Here is a 16,714-nt window from a genome sequence, read left to right on the forward strand (position 1 = left end):
TTCAATAAATGGTTCAATCTATTAGATTATACATCATTTCCCTTATTTAGGTTTCAAATTATTCATTTATTGCTGGCAGCGTGTGTATAGTATTGTCTTCCTTATTCACTAAAACAAGCAACTTTATAGGAGTAATGTGCGTCAAAACTAGTGTGTTGTAAGCACTGACCTGTAATATACGCACATGTTGAATTGTGGTATAATACGAATGTTATGCTAGAGGAGGAATGTGAACATATGGAAGAGGAACAAAAATCACAGTCGAGGCCATATGGCGCTTTTCGGTGGTTTAGCCTTATTAGCTTCTTAACCATTAAATGGGTTTTATTATTCGTAGTTTTTGGAGGCTTACTTGCAGGCGGAGCAGTGGCAGGTTATGTTGCTGCTAATGTTAAAGACGAGGAAATTCGTCCTCAATCCTATATTCAAAGTAAAATAGAAGAATATTCTATGACAGGCTATGTTTACTTTAACGATGGAACACTAGTCGGTCAGCTTCGAACAGATGAGGATCGTATCGTTATTACATACGATGAAATCCCACAGAGTGTGTTAGACGCACTTACTGCGACGGAAGATCAAAACTTCTGGGAGCATCCAGGTGTCGATGCATACGGACTAGGACGAGCGGTTAAAGAACGGCTATTTAACGAAGATACGCAGACTGGCGGAAGTACACTGACACAGCAGCTTGCCCGTCGTGTCTTTTTAAGTCTTGATCGTACAGAAAGCCGTAAAATCAAAGAGATTTTTCTCTCGCTTCGTATGGAGCGTTACTTGAAAAAAGAAGAAATTATAACTGCATATTTAAACAAAATGCCATTCGGTAACGGCTCAAATGGATACCAAGTATTCGGAATTAAGGCAGCAGCTAAAGGTATTTTCGGAATCGAAGACCTTAATAAGCTCAATATTGCACAGGCTGCATACCTTGCTGGTTTGCCTCAATTACCAAGCAGATATACCGCATTCACAGGTACCGGTCAATATAATGAACAAGGCATCGAAAATGCGATTAAACGTCAGAAGCTTGTATTGAGCAGAATGCGAGAGACGAATAAAATTACTGAAGCCGAGTATAACGAAGCATTGGCGTTTGATATACGCTCTTCGATTACAGAGCCTACTGAAAAAGCATATAACACTTATCCTTACCTTATGCTCGAAGCTGAGCGAGAAGCAGCAAAAATATTGCTGCTGCAGAACAACAAAGACTTGACGCTAGCTGACCTTAACAAAGATGAGAATTCCTATCTTGTTGAAGATGCTCGCGAGATGCTACTGCGTGGTGGATATCATGTTCATACGACGATTGACAAAGAAGTGTATGATATGATGCACGAAATCGGCAGTAATCCTGACAACTTTACTCCTGACCATCCAGAAAAAGGGATAGAGCAAGTCGGAGCGATACTCGTTGACCATTCCACTGGCGCAATTCTTGGTATGCTCGAAGGACGAGATTTCTACAAAGAGCAGCTAAATCATGCAACGCAAATGATCCGCCAGCCTGGTTCGACAATGAAGACACTTGCAGCTTATTTACCCGCTCTTGAGAAAGGGTTAATTCAGCCTGCGAGCATTATTGACGATGCACCTCTAATTCTTGAGGATGGCCAAAAGGGTTATCATATTCCGATGAACGCCAATCGAAGATTCGCTGGACTGGTTACAGCACGTACAGCACTGAATCGTTCATTAAATATTCCGGCTCTAAAAATTTACAATGAGGAATTAACGATTCCAGTAGCTCTAGACTTTATTAAGGAGCTAGGAATTACAACATTAACTGAGTCAGATTATTACGCAAAAACTGGAGTTATCGGTGGCTTGGAACGTGGGGTAACTGTTGAGGAAATGACGAATGCCTACGGCTCCATCCCTAACAAAGGTCAAATCAACAAATCATACATGATCTCTAAAATTACTGATGCTAACGGTAAAGCGATTTATGAGCATGAGTTAAAGCCAAAGCGTGTATTTTCTGAGCAAACGGCATTTCTGATGTCAGATATGCTACGCACCACGATCGCTGACGGTGCAGGTACAGGGGCTGCGCTTCGAGGTCAATTAAAAGCCTATAATACGATTGACTTTGCAGGAAAGACCGGTTCTACACAAAGCTACGGAGACGTTTGGTTCGTTGGCTTTACACCAGATGTTACGCTCGGTGTATGGGCTGGTTATGAGAAGCAAATCCACACGCTTTCTAATAACGCACGAACACGTGCACGTACGATTTGGGCGACCATTATGAATGAATTAACAGAAAACCGCCCAGATCTATTCGAGAATAAGAAATTCGAACAGCCTGAAAACATCGTGAAGGCAACCGTATCCTCAACGAGCGGCTTGCTTCCATCAAGCTTGAACAAATCAGCAGGCTTGGTTGTCACAGACTGGTTCAATAAAGAATATTTACCGAAAAAAACAGATGATTCACTCATCAATATGAAGGTCATTGAGTACAATGGCGTTAACTATAAGCCAAATGAGCTTACGCCAGAGGATATGTTGGTGGAAAAGCAAGTTATTGTACGAAAAGCACCACTCGATCAATTGATGCTTGATCTGCAGGCCGCTCAATCCAAGCTTCCTGCAAGCAGCAGACGAGATCTATCCACTTATGTTCCGGCAGATGCAGGTAGGGATGCCCCATCCGTCGTTGATCCTAGGGAGGATGACGGTGCAATTCCAGCTTATCCGCCAAACGTTAGATTAAGCAGTGACTTCGTATTAACATTCAGCAATAGCAGCTCACCTGATGTTGTTGGATATCGGATTTTCCGTTCCGTTAACGGGGGGCCATACGAGAAATATGGCGATTCTATTGTGTGGACGAAAGAAAACTACGCTGTAAATGTAAATGTGAACCCTGCACAGCATACAAGCTTCTACGTCGTTGCAGTTGATGTCGTTGGTAAGCAATCTGAGCCAAGTCTTAAGGTAGAATACGGAAGTAATATCCAACCGCCAGATCTTGAGTTACCAGAGTTCCCTAATGACACTGATTCAGATTCAGGCAACGTTGAAGGCAATAGCAATGGTAACGGCAATAACGGCAACAGTAATAACGGTAACGGTGGTAATAGCGGCAATAATCAGCCTGCGCTTAGCGCTCCATCAGCTCCGGTCGGTCTATATGGTGAATATGTAGGAATGAACCTACTCTTAAGCTGGTCCACTAATTCCGTATCAGAGCAAGTTACTGAATATAACGTTTACTATAGTGCTGATAATGATGGAAACTATACGAAGCTAGGCTCGACTAGCTCAGCATCCTATGAGCATAGCGGTGCGCAATCTGGCGGAGCCTATGTCATCACCGCTGTCAATGAACAAGGTGAATCGGGCCATTCAGCGAAGCTGGTCGCGCAATAGCACCTAACAATGCAACGTTCACGAAGAGTAATACTATGTAAGATCACCGTAATACAATAAAGGGATGGTACAGTGCTCCGGCATACTGTACCATCCCTTTAATTTTTAAATGAACCTCTCATTTATGAAATCGTAAGCTCCATTATATAATCGTCCATCACATAACCATTGCCAATATCCGCTACCTGCTCGTTCACAATGTCGAAGCCAATTCGCTCATACATGGCAATAGAGGATGCATTGTGACGATTCACAGTTAACCAGATCTTGCAAAGCTGGCGTTCAGCCGCCATTTTAGTAATGAGCTGCAGCGCTGCTTTACCGAAGCCTTGACCTCTCGCTTCCTTCTTAATATACAGCTTGCTTAAAAATAGAGACTCTCCCTCCTGCTTAACAGCTGCATATCCTACTATATTTCTTTCTTGCTGGATGAAAAAATAATGATAGCCTTGCTTAAGCTGCTCAGTTATCGCCTGTACCGATTGAAATCGATCAAGCATATAATCTATTTGCTGCTGGGATAATAAGCGAATATAGTATTCATTCCAAATCTCATATGCGAGCCGCGCAAGCTTATGTATTTGTTCCTCCGTCTTTGTAGTTATTAGTTTAATATCCATGCACGATCACTCCTATTAACAGTTTATAGCATTATAACGAAATGCTAAAGGATCGACAATAGCACAACAATGCCTGCCGGCTACCCGACAGGCATTGTGTCTGTAAGTTATTATGATTGCTTGTTATTAATCCTCAATGGAGGAGAGATCACCTGTAGGCAGATTCAGCTCCCATGCTTTCAGCACTCGACGCATAATTTTTCCGCTGCGCGTTTTAGGTAGCTTTTCCTTAAACTCAATCTCTCTAGGTGCAGCGTGAGCTGATAATCCCACCTTAACAAATTGCTTGATCTCCTTCTCTAGCTCTTCCGTAGGCTCATAGCCGTCACGAAGCGCAATAAAAGCTTTAATGATTTCCCCGCGTACTGGGTCAGGTTTACCGATGACACCCGCCTCAGCGACCGCAGGATGCTCGACAAGCTTAGATTCTACCTCAAATGGGCCTACGCGCTCTCCAGATGTATTGATGACATCATCTACTCTACCCTGAAACCAGAAATATCCGTCCTCATCGTAGTAAGCCGAATCTCCGGATACATACCAGCCCTGAATTCTAAAGTATTCTGCATACTTCGCATCATTGTTCCATACTTTGCGCATCATCGATGGCCAGCCTGTTTTGATTGCGAGATTACCCATACGATATGGAGGAAGCTCATTACCTTGATCATCAAGAATCGTTGCTTCTACTCCTGGTATTGGCTTACCCATCGAGCCAGGTTTAATATCCATGCTTGGATAGTTGCAAATTAATTGTGCTCCTGTCTCTGTCATCCACCACGTATCATGAATGCGCTGATTGTATACTTTCATTCCCCAGCGAACTACCTCTGGATTGAGGGGTTCACCAACACTTAGCACATGTCGCAAGCTGCTCAGATCATACTGCTTTACTACGTCGTCCCCTGCGCCCATCAGCATGCGAAAAGCAGTAGGTGCACTATACCATACGGTAACACCATACTTCTGTATCACACGATACCAATCATCAGGACTAAATCGTCCACCTCGTACAACATTGGTCGCACCGTTGAGCCATGGAGCGAAGATGCCATATGCGGTTCCAGTTACCCACCCAGGATCTGCCGTACACCAAAATACGTCATCCTTCTTCAAATCCAATACGATTTGTCCGGTATACAGCTGCTGCACCATGACATTGTGTACGTGGTAAATGCCTTTCGGCTTACCTGTAGAACCCGATGTATAATGGAGGATAAGGCCATCCTCACGATCTACCCACTCGATTGCAGCTTGATCACTATGCTCCTGCATCAGCTTGCTATAGCTGATCACACCTTCCTCTTCTACTACATCATCGCCATAAACGATAATATGCTTAAGCTGAGGCAGCTCATCACGCTTAATACGTGAGAGCAAAGCAGGAGTCGTTACAATGGCGACAGCACCACTATCCTGTAATCGATCCTTTACGGCTGTTTCCATAAATGCTTCGAATAGCGGACCAACTATTGCACCTACTTTAATAATTCCAAGCACACTTGCATATAGCTCAGGAGTTCGCGGCATAAAAATAAAGACGCGGTCTCCCTTGCTGATCCCTAAATTACGGAGTCCATTGGCAAAACGATTGCTGGCTTGACTTAGCTGCTCATACGTATAACGCTCTTCACGCTGCTGATCACTGTATATAAGAGCAAGCTTATCACCATTTCCTTGCTCAACATGACGATCTATGGCTTCGTACGCGATATTTACTTTACCAGTCGTGGCCCAGCTAAACTGGGATTCAATTTGATCCCAAGAAAAGTTCTCACGTGCCGCTTCGTAATTTTGAAGATTTCCATTCTTAACTGTTGCTGGTATACGTTCTTGATGCAGGTCAATCATCGTTTCACTCTCCCATCTATTCAATAAAAATCCAAAGAATGCGCTTACAATAAAATTATTATATCATATAACTAATCTATTGCACTATATCTTTCCATATTACGTTGAATTATGTATAGTAGAAGGGAATAACGCCTTTTAAGAAAGAGGTACAACCTATGGAGCATAGAAAGCGGTTTCAATATAGGGAATACTTTATCTCTACACTTAACCAAACACTAGTTATTGAAGGACCGATCCCTCCTGAACGGCTCCGCGAGATGACATTAGATGGCACGCTTGATGCGTTCCGAAAGCCAAGAGATCAGCATGAAGCGCTTGTAGAGATCGCTGGTTTGCCTGAAGGCAGAATCATTGCTGCTCATCTCAAGGGGCACATAGTAGGCTATGTAACCTTTCATTATCCAGACGAGTACGAACGCTGGTCAGAAGGGAATATGCAGGATCTCGTTGAACTTGGTGCGATTGAGGTAGCCGATCACTATCGCGGCTGTGGGCTTGGTAAGCAGCTAATTATGACCGCATTCGCAGAGGGGCAGCTAGATAATGTAATTGTGTATACGACTGAATATTATTGGCATTGGGATTTAGAAGGAAGCGGACTTAACGTATGGGATTACCGAAAAATGATGGAAAAGCTAATGCAATCAGTGGATATGATTTGGTATGCAACGGATGATCCTGAGATTTGTGCACATCCCGCAAACTGTCTGATGGTGAAAATCGGCCCTGAGGTCCCGTTGTCGTCGGTGGAGCTGTTTGATCGGGTACGCTTCCGCAATCGCTTCATGTATTAGAGGAAGTTCAAAAATCTAACTTTGATCACGATGTGTCACTGTTAGGTTATTCGGCATCGAATTTTGAATTCAGCCGGGTCTTCCGGTACTCACGTACCAATAACGTACGCTGCGTTCCTCATTCCCTAGCTTCTTTCAAACTTCTTGGTGCTGAAAGCTAAATTTTTGAACCTTGATTTAACGAGGTAATTCAAAAAATTCAGCTTTGATCACGAAGTTAGACTGATAGCATACTCGACTGCAAATATTAATTTCATCGGGTTTTCCGGTGCTCACGTACAAATAACGTACGCTGCGCTCCTCAAATCCCTAACTTCATTTAATCTTCTTGGTGCTGAAAGCTAGATTTTGTACCTTGAATTAATGAGGTGGGTACAAAAATCTAACTTTGATCACGTAGTGTCATTGTATGGTAACTCGACGTCGAATTTTGAATTCAGCCGGGTCTTCCGGTACTCACGTACCAATAACGTACGCTGCGTTCCTCATTCCCTAGCTTCTTTCAAACTTCTTGGTGCTGAAAGCTAAATTTTTGAACCTTGATTTAACGAGGTAATTCAAAAAGTTCAGCTTTGATCACGAAGTTAGACTGATAGCATACTCGACTGCAAATATTAATTTCATCGGGTTTTCCGGTGCTCACGTACAAAATAGCGTACGCTGCGCTCCTCAAATCCCTAGCTTCATTTAATCTTCTTGGTGCTGAAAGCTAGATTTTTGTACCTTGATTTAATGAGGTAGGTTCAAAAAGTCCAGCTTTGATCACGAAGTATAACCGTTAGGTTATTCGGCATCGAATTTTGAATTCAGCCTAGCTTTCCGATGCTCACGTACCAATTACGTACGCTGCGCTTCTCAATCTCTAGCTTCTTTCAAACTTCTTGGTGCTGAAAGCTAGATTTTGTACCTTGATTTAATGTCGAATTTTGAATTCAGCTGGGATTGTGCTTCTAAAGCATGTTTTATTAGTATCTGTCCAAGCAGAAAGGATTGAATGTGAGGCTATGACGAACCCACAGATTCGCTTTATCCATTCCAAAGCAGCAAGCAGCTACCAATTTGAAAAAGATCATCCGTTCCATCCTATTCGCTATGATCTAACGATCTCGTTATTGGAGCATGTAGGCGCACTATCACAGACAGATATCTTAGAGCCACCTAAATATGATATGGAAGATTTGCTGCTGCTTGGACATCAAGAATCTTACATCGAGGCGATTAAATTGCTCAGCACGACACAACCTCCCGTTCATCTGAAGGAAAATGCTGAGCTATATGGGCTGCAAGCGGACGATACACCTTATTTTGCTGGGATGCATGAGGCTGCATGCAGTATCGTTGCTGGAACAGTACATGCGGTGGAGGAGGTCGTTCAAGGGCGACTACAGCACGCTTATCATATGGCTGGCGGGCTTCATCATGCTCTTCCTAACCGAGCAGCTGGCTTCTGCATCTATAACGATGCAGTTATTGCGATTCGTGCAGCACAACGACAGCACCAAATTAGAGTGCTCTATATTGACACAGACGTGCACCATGGGGACGGTGTTCAGCTTGCCTTCTATGCAGAGCCTTCCGTATGCACCTATTCCATTCATGAAACGGGTAAATTTCTGTTTCCTGGAACCGGTTATCATTATGAGCGCGGTATCGAGCAAGGCTATGGTACTAGCATCAATGTGCCGCTAGAGCCCTATACAGAGGATGAGTCATGGCTTAACAGCTTCGAATATACATTGCGGAAAACGATACAGCATTATAAACCTGATCTAATTGTTAGTCAGCATGGATGTGACGCGCATGCCTATGATCCACTCTCACACTTGCACTGCTCCATTGGCATCTATGAACGAATTCCTCAGCTCATTCACGAGCTAGCACATAGCTACTGCAACGGTAAATGGGTAGCGCTTGGCGGTGGGGGCTATGACCTGTTTCGAGTCGTACCCCGTGCGTGGTCATATGTATGGCTTGAGATGGCAGACCATGCATTCCTTCACCAGCTGCTTGAAGCTAAGCAAAAGCGAAACCTTACCCCTTTACCGAAGGGCTGGCTTCAACAATGGAGCACCGTTACCACGCAGCAGCTGCCATTATATTGGCAGGATGAAGCTGGCAGTATCCAAGCGATACCACGTAGAGAAGAAATTACAGCACGCAACAAACATATCGCAGAATTATCAGTTCAAGATATGTAAACGAGCACCGATCAAATGATTTGACGCAATAATTAAGGGATTACTACAGCAGTTTACTCGTATTAAAACAGCGAGGGCTGGATTAAAGTCATATCAAATGACTTTAATCCAGCCCTCAAATCAGTGATGATATTAGCGGATAGTAGATACGATTCGATCAATCATCGCATAGGAATTGTTTGCAGCAGTCACAACGAATTCCGTATACGTGACTTCTGCGGATCCATCTGCCTTATCCGACATCGAACGAATAATTAGAAAGGGAATATCATTCGCTGCACAGACCTGTGCAACGGCTGCCCCCTCCATCTCGGCGCACGCCCCTCCGAACTGCTCATATAGTTCTTTAACCTTATCAACACTAGCAATAAATTGGTCACCAGATACGATTCGGCCAATTAGCGTACGATTAGGAAACAGCTCATCTCCTGCAGATTTGGCAAGCTTCATTAATGACTCATCTGCTGGGAAATCAGAGATGTCCTGAAAAGGAATCATCCCTTTTGCAAAGCCCAATGGTGTTACGTCAATATCGTGCTGCATCGCGCTGCTCGATATAACAATGTCTCCTACGTTCAAGCTAGGATCTAATGCGCCCGCAACACCTGTGAATAGGACACAATCGACATTAAAGGATAGCAGCACCTGCGTGCACATTGCTGCATTGACCTTGCCTACTCCTGATTTACAATAAACAACGTCAACACCATGCAAGCTCCCTTCATAGTAAGTAACGCTTGCTATGTGCTTCTCTTTAATATTTTGAACATTTTGATGAAGCAATTCAATTTCTTCTGTCATTGCTCCAATAATACCGATACGGTTAAAGCCCATTATTGCTTTCCTCCTACAGATTGACGCACGACAAGCTCGTGAGGCAGCACTACTTGGGCTTGATCAACATTTTCCTTTTTCATCAGCTTTGTCAGTAGACGCATGGATACCGCACCAATATCATACATTGGCTGCGCAACCGTTGTAAGCTGAGGACGAACCATTGAAGCCATTCGGCTATTATCTACACTAATTACAGAAATATCGTTAGGCACTTGCAGTCCGCGGTCAAGGATGGCATGAATTGCCCCGATCGCCATTTCATCCGTTGCAGAGAACACTGCCGTTGGACGCTTGTCTAGATCAAGGAAATAGCGCATTGCGTCTGCCCCAGATTCATAGCGATAATTACCGATACGTACTAACGATTCATCGTATGTAATCCCTGCTTCAGCTAATGCTTTTTTGTAGCCGCTAAAACGAGCAAAGCCATTGGATGGATCCTCTAACGTGCCACTAATCATCGCAATCGACGTATGCCCTTCCTTAATCAAAGCTTGAACGGCATCATAAGCAGCAGCTTCATGATCGATATCTACGGAAGCTAGATTGCCAGTATCCTCTGATGTTGCACATAGGACGATAGGAACATTTGCAGTACGGAATGCTTGCTGATGATCCTCCGTAACCGCCCCGCCCATAAATAGCAAGCCATCAACCTGCTTCTCAAGAAGTGTGTTAATAACACGAATTTCCTTTTCCTTCTTCTTATCTGCATTACACAAAATAATATTGTAATGGTACATATTCGCAATATCTTCAATACCGCGAGCAACCTCTGCAAAGATCGCATTTGAAATATCAGGTATAACAACACCTACTGTTGTTGTTTTCTTGCTGGCAAGACCACGTGCAACAGCATTTGGTCGGTAGCCTAGACGCTCTATTGCTTCAAATACCTTTTTACGTGTAGCAGGCTTCACGTTAGGATTATTGTTCACTACGCGAGATACCGTGGCCATCGACACTCCTGCTTCTCTTGCTACATCATATATTGTTACCGTCACGTGCACTCTCTCCATTTACTATAAAATAATTGATACGTTCGACACATATTGGAATTATAATACTGTAAAATAACATTTTTCGCAATGTTTCTACGTTGCCAAGCGTATTTTAAGCTATAAAATCCGCGTTATGTATACGAAACTTCATCAATATTTCATTTGCGCGCCGATTTGAAGCAGTCGTTTGCGAATAGATTCCAGCCAGACCTCATCCTTCAAATTTTGAGCAAGCAAATACAAATCAAGCAAGTCGTTGGTTCGCTGCTCAATCATTTGCTCCAGTTTATATTGTGCGGATTGAGCTGTTTTTTGAGCTAGCTTATATTCTACTAATATATTTGCCCACTCATTGCACTCGTTAAACAAGTAGCTCTGTTTTTCTGGACGAGCTCCCAGCTCTTGTATGAGTCCAGACAAATCTGCCTTAACCTCTGGAATTACCTCACTATGACTGCAAATCGCACATGTATAGATAGGAACGTTATCGATTTCGACCTTACCTGAAAAAATAACTGTCCTTAATTTCAAACTCATCAATTCTCCACAATTACACATCTTTTGCATGAGAATCCACTCCCTCACACGTTCTAACAACATCATGAATATATTCTTGTCATGTTGTAAGGGATTCGACATTTTTTGATTCATTTCCTGCTAGTCTTCATAACTAAATTTTTTCCAAATGCTTTGAACGAAAGGTAGCTTTGACAACAGCACCCATAGAGTCGCACCGATGCAGTCATTGCGGATATCGTATAGATCCATCATTCTTCCACCTACAAAATATTGGTGAATCTCATCTGTAACGCCATAAAACGTACAGACACATACGATGATAACCTTGGTCGACCACCTGGATGCTTTAGAGCCAAATCCATAATCCACCGTCATAGCCAAAATAAAATAACTTACATAATGCCCCCAATTAAAATCTTCGATGAACGGGAAATATTTCTGGATAAATGGCAGCACGGTATTGATTTCATCACCCGTGCGGGACGACATATAAAAAATAACGCCCATCCATACGATAGCCGGCAGCCATCGCAGTTTTTTTTGCCATTGCTTTCTATTTTCAACATAATTCTTGCTCGTCATTTTTGGATTCATTTGCCTCTACCTTTCAGCTTCGATACAATGGACTAAGTCCACTTTACAAGGAGGGGTTAAGATGACATTAACAAATAAAACAGTCATTTGCTTATTAGATGATGAATTTGAGGATTTAGAGCTATGGTATCCGGTATACCGAACGCGTGAAGCAGGTGCCACCGTATTATTCGCTGGTCCGAAAAAGGGCGCTACACATATCGGTAAATATGGAGTACCTGCAGTCGCTGATCTATCCTTTGACGAACTTGACGCTAGCCAAATTGACGGATTGCTCGTACCGGGAGGCTGGGCACCAGATAAGCTAAGAAGATATCCTCAAGTGCTTGATCTTGTCAGACAGCTCAACGATGCTAACAAGCCAATTGGGCAAATCTGCCACGCTGGCTGGGTACTGATCTCTGCAAAAATTTTGCAGGGCAGAACCGTGACCTCAACACCAGGGATCCGTGATGATATGGAGAATGCAGGTGCAGTATGGCTAGATGAAGCAGTCGTCGTCGATGGAAATTTAATTTCAGCACGCCGCCCGCCAGATCTTCCACCCTATGCGCTTGCCTTCGTACAAGCACTAGAACAGCGAATGGGTTAACCATTCGCTGTTAGATCGTATATTTCCATATATTGATCAAGAGTCGCCTTAATTTCCTCTGTTGTTCCACATTCAAGCACTTCGGCAAAGATCTCCTTGCATTCCTCTTGCGATGCATAGATTAATCTAGATTTTAGTGGCAATATCGAATGCGCAGACATACTTAACGAATCTACTCCTAAGCTTAGCCATATAGGCAAAGCACGGATGTCGCCTGCTAGCTCCCCACACACACCGACTGGTAAATGATTGCGCTTCGCAGCCTCTACAATGAGGCTCAGCATCTTGATTACTGCTGGATGATACGGTTCATACATCTGGGAGATGCGCTCATTCATACGATCGACAGCAAGTGTAAATTGAATAAGATCATTCGTACCGATGCTGAAAAAGTCAACTTCCTTCGCAAGTGCATCAGCAATCATCACTGCCGCTGGCACCTCAATCATACAGCCCACAGGGATCTGCTCATCGAACATAACGCCTTCCTCACGCAGCTCTTGCTTCGCTTCCTCAAGCGCAGCCTTTGCCGCTCTAACCTCATTAACCGATGTAATAAATGGAAACATGATTTTAATCTGGCCATGAATACTTGCGCGTAGAATCGCACGAAGCTGAGTCTTAAATAGCTGCTTTTGATCAAGCGAGATGCGAATGGCCCGATAGCCCATAAACGGGTTCTGCTCTTCATCAATCTCATAATAATCAAGATGCTTGTCTCCACCGATATCAAGAGTCCGAATAACAACAGAATGCTCCCGCAGCTTTTCAGCAACAGTGGAATAAACAGAATACTGCTCATCCTCCGTAGGGAATTGCATCCGGTCCATATATAAAAACTCGGTTCGGAACAATCCGACTCCTTGTGCTCCCCCTCTCAAAGCTATCTCGAGCTCCTTCAAGGAGCTGATATTTGCTTCAAGTCGAACGAACTTACCATCAGCGGTTACAGAGCGGTAGCCTGCCAGATGCTGCAGCATCTCCTTGGCCTCTCGCTGCTGCTCCTGTAGCTGTCTATAAAGCTCTACAATATGCTCTGTTGGCTCAATGTAGATTGAACCATCACTTCCATCTATGATTACGCTTTGACCCGTTACAAGCGATTCTGTAAGCTTTCCTTCAACACCCACGATGAGTGGAATACCAAGCGCTCTAGCCATGATAGCAGAATGAGAGGTCGTACTTCCTGTAAGCGTGACGATGCCAAGTACGTTCTCAGGATTAAGATGGGCTAGCTGAGAAGGAGAAACCTCCTTCGCAATCAAGATAAAAGGCTGATTATCGCTAGGAAGCTGAATTTCCGGTACACCGAGCAAATGCTTAAGAAGTCGATTGCCGACATCACGAATATCGAGCGCTCGCTCCTTCATATACTCATCCTCCAGCAAATCGAACATCGTCACAAAGTGATCAACCGCTTCTTTCACTGCTACCTCAGCTGCCTTGTATTGGCGCTGGATGATGCCTTGAATCTCGTTCATAAAGATCGGATCATCCAAAATAGCGAGATGTGCATCAAAGATTTGAGTTTCCTCGAGCCCTACCGTATCCTTGAGCTCATCTTTGATTTGATTAATCTCATCCTTGGAGGTTCTTATGCCTTCATATACTCTTTCAAACTCTCTCGCAAAATCTGCAACATCGATACGCTGCTCTGGAACCTCCAGCTCCCAGTTTGGGAGTACAAAAGCTTTTCCAATCGCAATGCCTGATGACGCGCCAATTCCTTGAATCATCATACTTCCCCCTCGTTCTTGCTATCCTCTATAACGACCGACATAATGGAGGACTGGCCCTTTTTCACTGCCATAAACGGAGCGTAGCGCCATGCCTTAACTCGGTCTGAGTTTGTAATAACCATTGGTGTAGCAAGAGACTTACTATCTTTCTTTACTTTATGCAAATTAAAACGAATTAACAGCTGACCAGGCTCAACTTCTTCGCCTTCTTTGACAACAGCTGTGAAATAATCTTTTCCAACAAGCTTGGACGTATCAATACCGATATGCAGCAGTACCTCAAGTCCTTCCTCCGTCAAGAGACCTATCGCATGCATCGTTGGATATATATGCATGACCTTCCCTTTAACAGGCGATACAAGCTCGCCTCGATCAGGAATAAAAGCAACACCATTTCCGACAAGCTGCGCCGAAAAGATAGGATCTGGAACTTCAGACAGCGGAATCATTTTCCCTTGCATCGGGGAATGGAATGAAAGCTGCTGCTGATCCCGATGCATGGTCTTTAACATTTCCTCCCGAATCAGCTCAGAATATGTGCCGAATACGACCTGAACATGTCCACCACCTAGGCGAATGACGCCTGCTGCACCCAAATTGCGAAGTGCATTAATGTCCATACTCTTCTCGGATTTAACCTTCAGTCTAAGCCTAGTTATGCAGGATTCCATTTGCACAATATTATTTTTTCCGCCGATTGCTTGCAAAATTAACGGTGCGCGGTATGGGATATCTCCTGCCCACTCGTCCAGCTGTGAGCCTTCCTCCCGCCCTGGCGTTGGAATTTGAAAGCGTCGTATAGCCCAGCGGAATAAAAAGTAGTACACGATCCCTGTCACGATACCTATCGGAATAATAAGCCAGCCCTTCGTGGCAAGGTGCATGTTGATCAAATAATCAATCGCGCCTGCTGAGAATGAAAAACCATGAAGAATGCCGAGCTCGCTCGTTATCCACATGATGATGCCAGATAGTAGGGCATGTACAACATAGAGATAAGGAGCTACGAATAAGAAGGCAAATTCTACTGGCTCGGTAACCCCCGTCAAAAAGGATGATAAAGCAGCAAGCGTAAATGTTCTTCTTATTTTGGGCTTTAAGTCCTCACGTGCCTCATGAATAATAGCAATTGCAATCGCTGGCAATGCAAACATCATTGTCGGGTATAGTCCTGCCATGTATACACCCGCGGATGGATCTCCAGCAAAAAACCGCGGCAAGTCACCATATACCATGTAACCTTGCTCGGTTTCATAGCCTCCGACTTGAAACCAAAACAGGTGACTAACAAGATGATGAAGCCCGAATATAACAAGAATGCGATGAATAAAGCCGTACAAGAACACCCCAAATCCGCCTGCTAATGAGACGACCTCACCTAGCTCGATAAGCAGCCATTCTAGATGCTCTGATAAATTTACAATAAACAAGGAAAACAGCAAAGTAATAAAGCTGACAAAAAGAGGTACGAAACGCGGCCCTCCGAAAAACTGTATATATTCTGGGAGACGTAGATCCTTAAATCGTAAATGGGACACACCTGCTAATATACCAATTAAGGTTCCAATAAGCACAGTAGGTTCTGTCCCTGGTGCATATTGCGTCGTAATACCTGTATAGATAAACATTCCGACTAATGCTGCCATTCCAGCAGCCAGTCCTGAGCTCGTTAAGCCTAGCGCGATTCCAATCGCAAATATATATGGTAGATATTGAAAGATTGCGTCCGATGCAATCTGCAAATAAGTAGTCATGCCTGGCAAGCCGATATGTTCCCACGGAAGCTGAGCCAAGCTTTGAAATACAGCTGCAGCAGGCAATATGATCATAGGCAGCATTACTGCCCGTCCAAGCTGCTGCATTTTTCCAATAAACGCCATCACTATCCCCCGTTCCGATGACTTAAGCGACGAACATGTTAAGCCTATGTAAACCCTATAACGATGTTAAAGCTATTCGTATTATTTGTCAAAACAAGCTTAACGCGAAGAAGCTGCATTCTTTTGCTTTACAAAAGAATAGCAGCTCCATCATTTACATATAGCCTAGCATAACTCGTTTTTTTATGCTTGCTTGCCGTTAGGTAATAGGATTGAATCCTCTACTTTAATACAACGATCCATGACAACCGTCATGCCCGCTGCTTCGGCAATATGTGCCGCTTCTTCGGAGAATATACCAAGCTGCAGCCATAATACCTTTGCTCCAATCTTCACAGCTTCCTCCGCAACCTCTGGTGTATACTCACTTCTTCTGAATACATTAACGAGATCAATGGGAAAAGGAATATCTGATAACGAAGGGTAGCATGTCTCATCTAAAATTTCAGTCGCATTCGGATTAACGGGGATGATCCGATAGCCCTTTTTTTTCATCGCTTCCGACACCATATAAGACACTCGTTCGCGATTGTCGGACAATCCAACTACAGCAATCGTTTTCGTTTGCTGCAGCAGCTCTTTCAGCTGTTCACGGCTTGGATTACTAAAAGACATTTTTCTTCACCTCTTGTCATAGTATATTCGATTGTTGGATACATATGTAAGAAGGCCTATCCTTTAATTAGGATAAGCCCTCTCAGCTGT

Annotated in this window: 13 protein-coding genes; 4 read left to right on the plus strand and 9 right to left on the minus strand. The window is 43.7% G+C overall.

Annotated features, from left to right (window positions below; translation table 11 throughout):
• Positions 1 to 237 precede the first annotated feature (237 nt).
• Positions 238 to 3,381 (plus strand): transglycosylase domain-containing protein, encoded by a 3,144-nt coding sequence (locus tag NSQ99_RS12570; RefSeq protein ID WP_340836990.1) that lies wholly within the window; start codon positions 238 to 240, stop codon positions 3,379 to 3,381.
• A 122-nt stretch (positions 3,382 to 3,503) separates the two neighbouring features.
• On the opposite strand, the gene NSQ99_RS12575 is transcribed toward NSQ99_RS12570, so the two are convergent.
• Together NSQ99_RS12575 and acsA are read right to left on the minus strand one after the other, a co-directional pair.
• The gene (locus tag NSQ99_RS12575; RefSeq protein WP_251665612.1) at positions 3,504 to 4,001 is read right to left on the minus strand and encodes a GNAT family N-acetyltransferase; all 498 of its coding nucleotides are present in this window, start codon (positions 3,999 to 4,001) and stop codon (positions 3,504 to 3,506) included.
• A gap of 126 nt (positions 4,002 to 4,127) precedes the next feature.
• Positions 4,128 to 5,852 (minus strand): acetate--CoA ligase, encoded by a 1,725-nt coding sequence (acsA, locus tag NSQ99_RS12580; protein ID WP_251665613.1) that lies wholly within the window; start codon positions 5,850 to 5,852, stop codon positions 4,128 to 4,130.
• A gap of 158 nt (positions 5,853 to 6,010) precedes the next feature.
• On the opposite strand from acsA, the gene NSQ99_RS12585 reads away from it, so the two are divergent.
• Entirely contained in the window at positions 6,011 to 6,649 is a 639-nt protein-coding gene (locus NSQ99_RS12585) for a GNAT family N-acetyltransferase (protein WP_340836993.1), read from the plus strand.
• 1,004 nt (positions 6,650 to 7,653) lie between these two features.
• The gene (locus tag NSQ99_RS12590; protein WP_340836995.1) at positions 7,654 to 8,847 is read left to right on the plus strand and encodes an acetoin utilization protein AcuC; all 1,194 of its coding nucleotides are present in this window, start codon (positions 7,654 to 7,656) and stop codon (positions 8,845 to 8,847) included.
• A 132-nt stretch (positions 8,848 to 8,979) separates the two neighbouring features.
• Here the strand turns inward: NSQ99_RS12590 and NSQ99_RS12595 are convergent, their stop codons facing one another.
• The 4 genes from NSQ99_RS12595 to NSQ99_RS12610 all read right to left on the minus strand — a co-directional run bounded on the left by NSQ99_RS12595 (position 8,980) and on the right by NSQ99_RS12610 (position 11,798).
• Positions 8,980 to 9,681, minus strand: a complete 702-nt coding sequence (locus NSQ99_RS12595; RefSeq protein ID WP_340836996.1) for a 5'-methylthioadenosine/adenosylhomocysteine nucleosidase — start codon at positions 9,679 to 9,681, stop codon at positions 8,980 to 8,982.
• Positions 9,681 to 10,688, minus strand: coding sequence for a catabolite control protein A (gene ccpA, locus NSQ99_RS12600; protein WP_340836998.1), 1,008 nt, complete (start codon positions 10,686 to 10,688; stop codon positions 9,681 to 9,683). Before ccpA ends, NSQ99_RS12595 begins: the two co-directional genes overlap by 1 nt.
• Before the next feature lie 147 nt (positions 10,689 to 10,835).
• Entirely contained in the window at positions 10,836 to 11,222 is a 387-nt protein-coding gene (locus NSQ99_RS12605) for a hypothetical protein (protein ID WP_251665618.1), read from the minus strand.
• 120 nt (positions 11,223 to 11,342) lie between these two features.
• Positions 11,343 to 11,798 carry a VanZ family protein gene (locus NSQ99_RS12610; RefSeq protein WP_340837000.1) on the minus strand — a complete coding sequence of 152 codons (456 nt, stop codon included), beginning with the start codon at positions 11,796 to 11,798 and terminating at the stop codon, positions 11,343 to 11,345.
• 61 nt (positions 11,799 to 11,859) lie between these two features.
• Here NSQ99_RS12610 and NSQ99_RS12615 point away from each other — a divergent pair, with 61 nt between their 5' ends.
• On the plus strand, positions 11,860 to 12,390 hold the full coding sequence (locus NSQ99_RS12615; protein ID WP_251665620.1) for a type 1 glutamine amidotransferase domain-containing protein: 531 nt from the start codon (positions 11,860 to 11,862) through the stop codon (positions 12,388 to 12,390).
• Here NSQ99_RS12615 and ptsP read toward each other — a convergent pair.
• The 3 genes from ptsP to NSQ99_RS12630 form a co-directional block, all read right to left on the minus strand.
• The gene (gene ptsP / locus NSQ99_RS12620) at positions 12,387 to 14,126 is read right to left on the minus strand and encodes a phosphoenolpyruvate--protein phosphotransferase (RefSeq protein ID WP_251666339.1); all 1,740 of its coding nucleotides are present in this window, start codon (positions 14,124 to 14,126) and stop codon (positions 12,387 to 12,389) included. The two genes, NSQ99_RS12615 and ptsP, sit on opposite strands and share 4 nt — an antisense overlap.
• Positions 14,126 to 16,009, minus strand: a complete 1,884-nt coding sequence (locus NSQ99_RS12625) for a glucose PTS transporter subunit IIA (protein ID WP_340837002.1) — start codon at positions 16,007 to 16,009, stop codon at positions 14,126 to 14,128. Before NSQ99_RS12625 ends, ptsP begins: the two co-directional genes overlap by 1 nt.
• A 183-nt stretch (positions 16,010 to 16,192) precedes the next feature.
• Positions 16,193 to 16,624, minus strand: a complete 432-nt coding sequence (locus tag NSQ99_RS12630; RefSeq protein WP_340837003.1) for a CoA-binding protein — start codon at positions 16,622 to 16,624, stop codon at positions 16,193 to 16,195.
• Positions 16,625 to 16,714 lie beyond the last annotated feature (90 nt).

The organism is Paenibacillus sp. FSL W7-1287, from assembly GCF_038004245.1.
In the GTDB taxonomy this organism is placed as follows: Bacteria; Bacillota; Bacilli; order Paenibacillales; family Paenibacillaceae; genus Pristimantibacillus; species Pristimantibacillus camelliae.

What these genes read in the sequence shown, in the direction of transcription:
- NSQ99_RS12610 (WP_340837000.1), bottom strand. Translation starts at nt 11,798, where the DNA reads ATGAATCCAAAAATGACGAGCAAGAATTATGTTGAAAATAGAAAGCAA.
- NSQ99_RS12585 (WP_340836993.1), top strand. Translation starts at nt 6,011, where the DNA reads ATGGAGCATAGAAAGCGGTTTCAATATAGGGAATACTTTATCTCTACA.
- NSQ99_RS12615 (WP_251665620.1), top strand. Translation starts at nt 11,860, where the DNA reads ATGACATTAACAAATAAAACAGTCATTTGCTTATTAGATGATGAATTT.
- NSQ99_RS12595 (WP_340836996.1), bottom strand. Translation starts at nt 9,681, where the DNA reads ATGGGCTTTAACCGTATCGGTATTATTGGAGCAATGACAGAAGAAATT.
- NSQ99_RS12605 (WP_251665618.1), bottom strand. Translation starts at nt 11,222, where the DNA reads ATGAGTTTGAAATTAAGGACAGTTATTTTTTCAGGTAAGGTCGAAATC.
- NSQ99_RS12590 (WP_340836995.1), top strand. Translation starts at nt 7,654, where the DNA reads ATGACGAACCCACAGATTCGCTTTATCCATTCCAAAGCAGCAAGCAGC.
- acsA (WP_251665613.1), bottom strand. Translation starts at nt 5,852, where the DNA reads ATGATTGACCTGCATCAAGAACGTATACCAGCAACAGTTAAGAATGGA.
- NSQ99_RS12630 (WP_340837003.1), bottom strand. Translation starts at nt 16,624, where the DNA reads ATGTCTTTTAGTAATCCAAGCCGTGAACAGCTGAAAGAGCTGCTGCAG.
- NSQ99_RS12625 (WP_340837002.1), bottom strand. Translation starts at nt 16,009, where the DNA reads ATGGCGTTTATTGGAAAAATGCAGCAGCTTGGACGGGCAGTAATGCTG.
- NSQ99_RS12570 (WP_340836990.1), top strand. Translation starts at nt 238, where the DNA reads ATGGAAGAGGAACAAAAATCACAGTCGAGGCCATATGGCGCTTTTCGG.
- NSQ99_RS12575 (WP_251665612.1), bottom strand. Translation starts at nt 4,001, where the DNA reads ATGGATATTAAACTAATAACTACAAAGACGGAGGAACAAATACATAAG.
- ptsP (WP_251666339.1), bottom strand. Translation starts at nt 14,126, where the DNA reads ATGATTCAAGGAATTGGCGCGTCATCAGGCATTGCGATTGGAAAAGCT.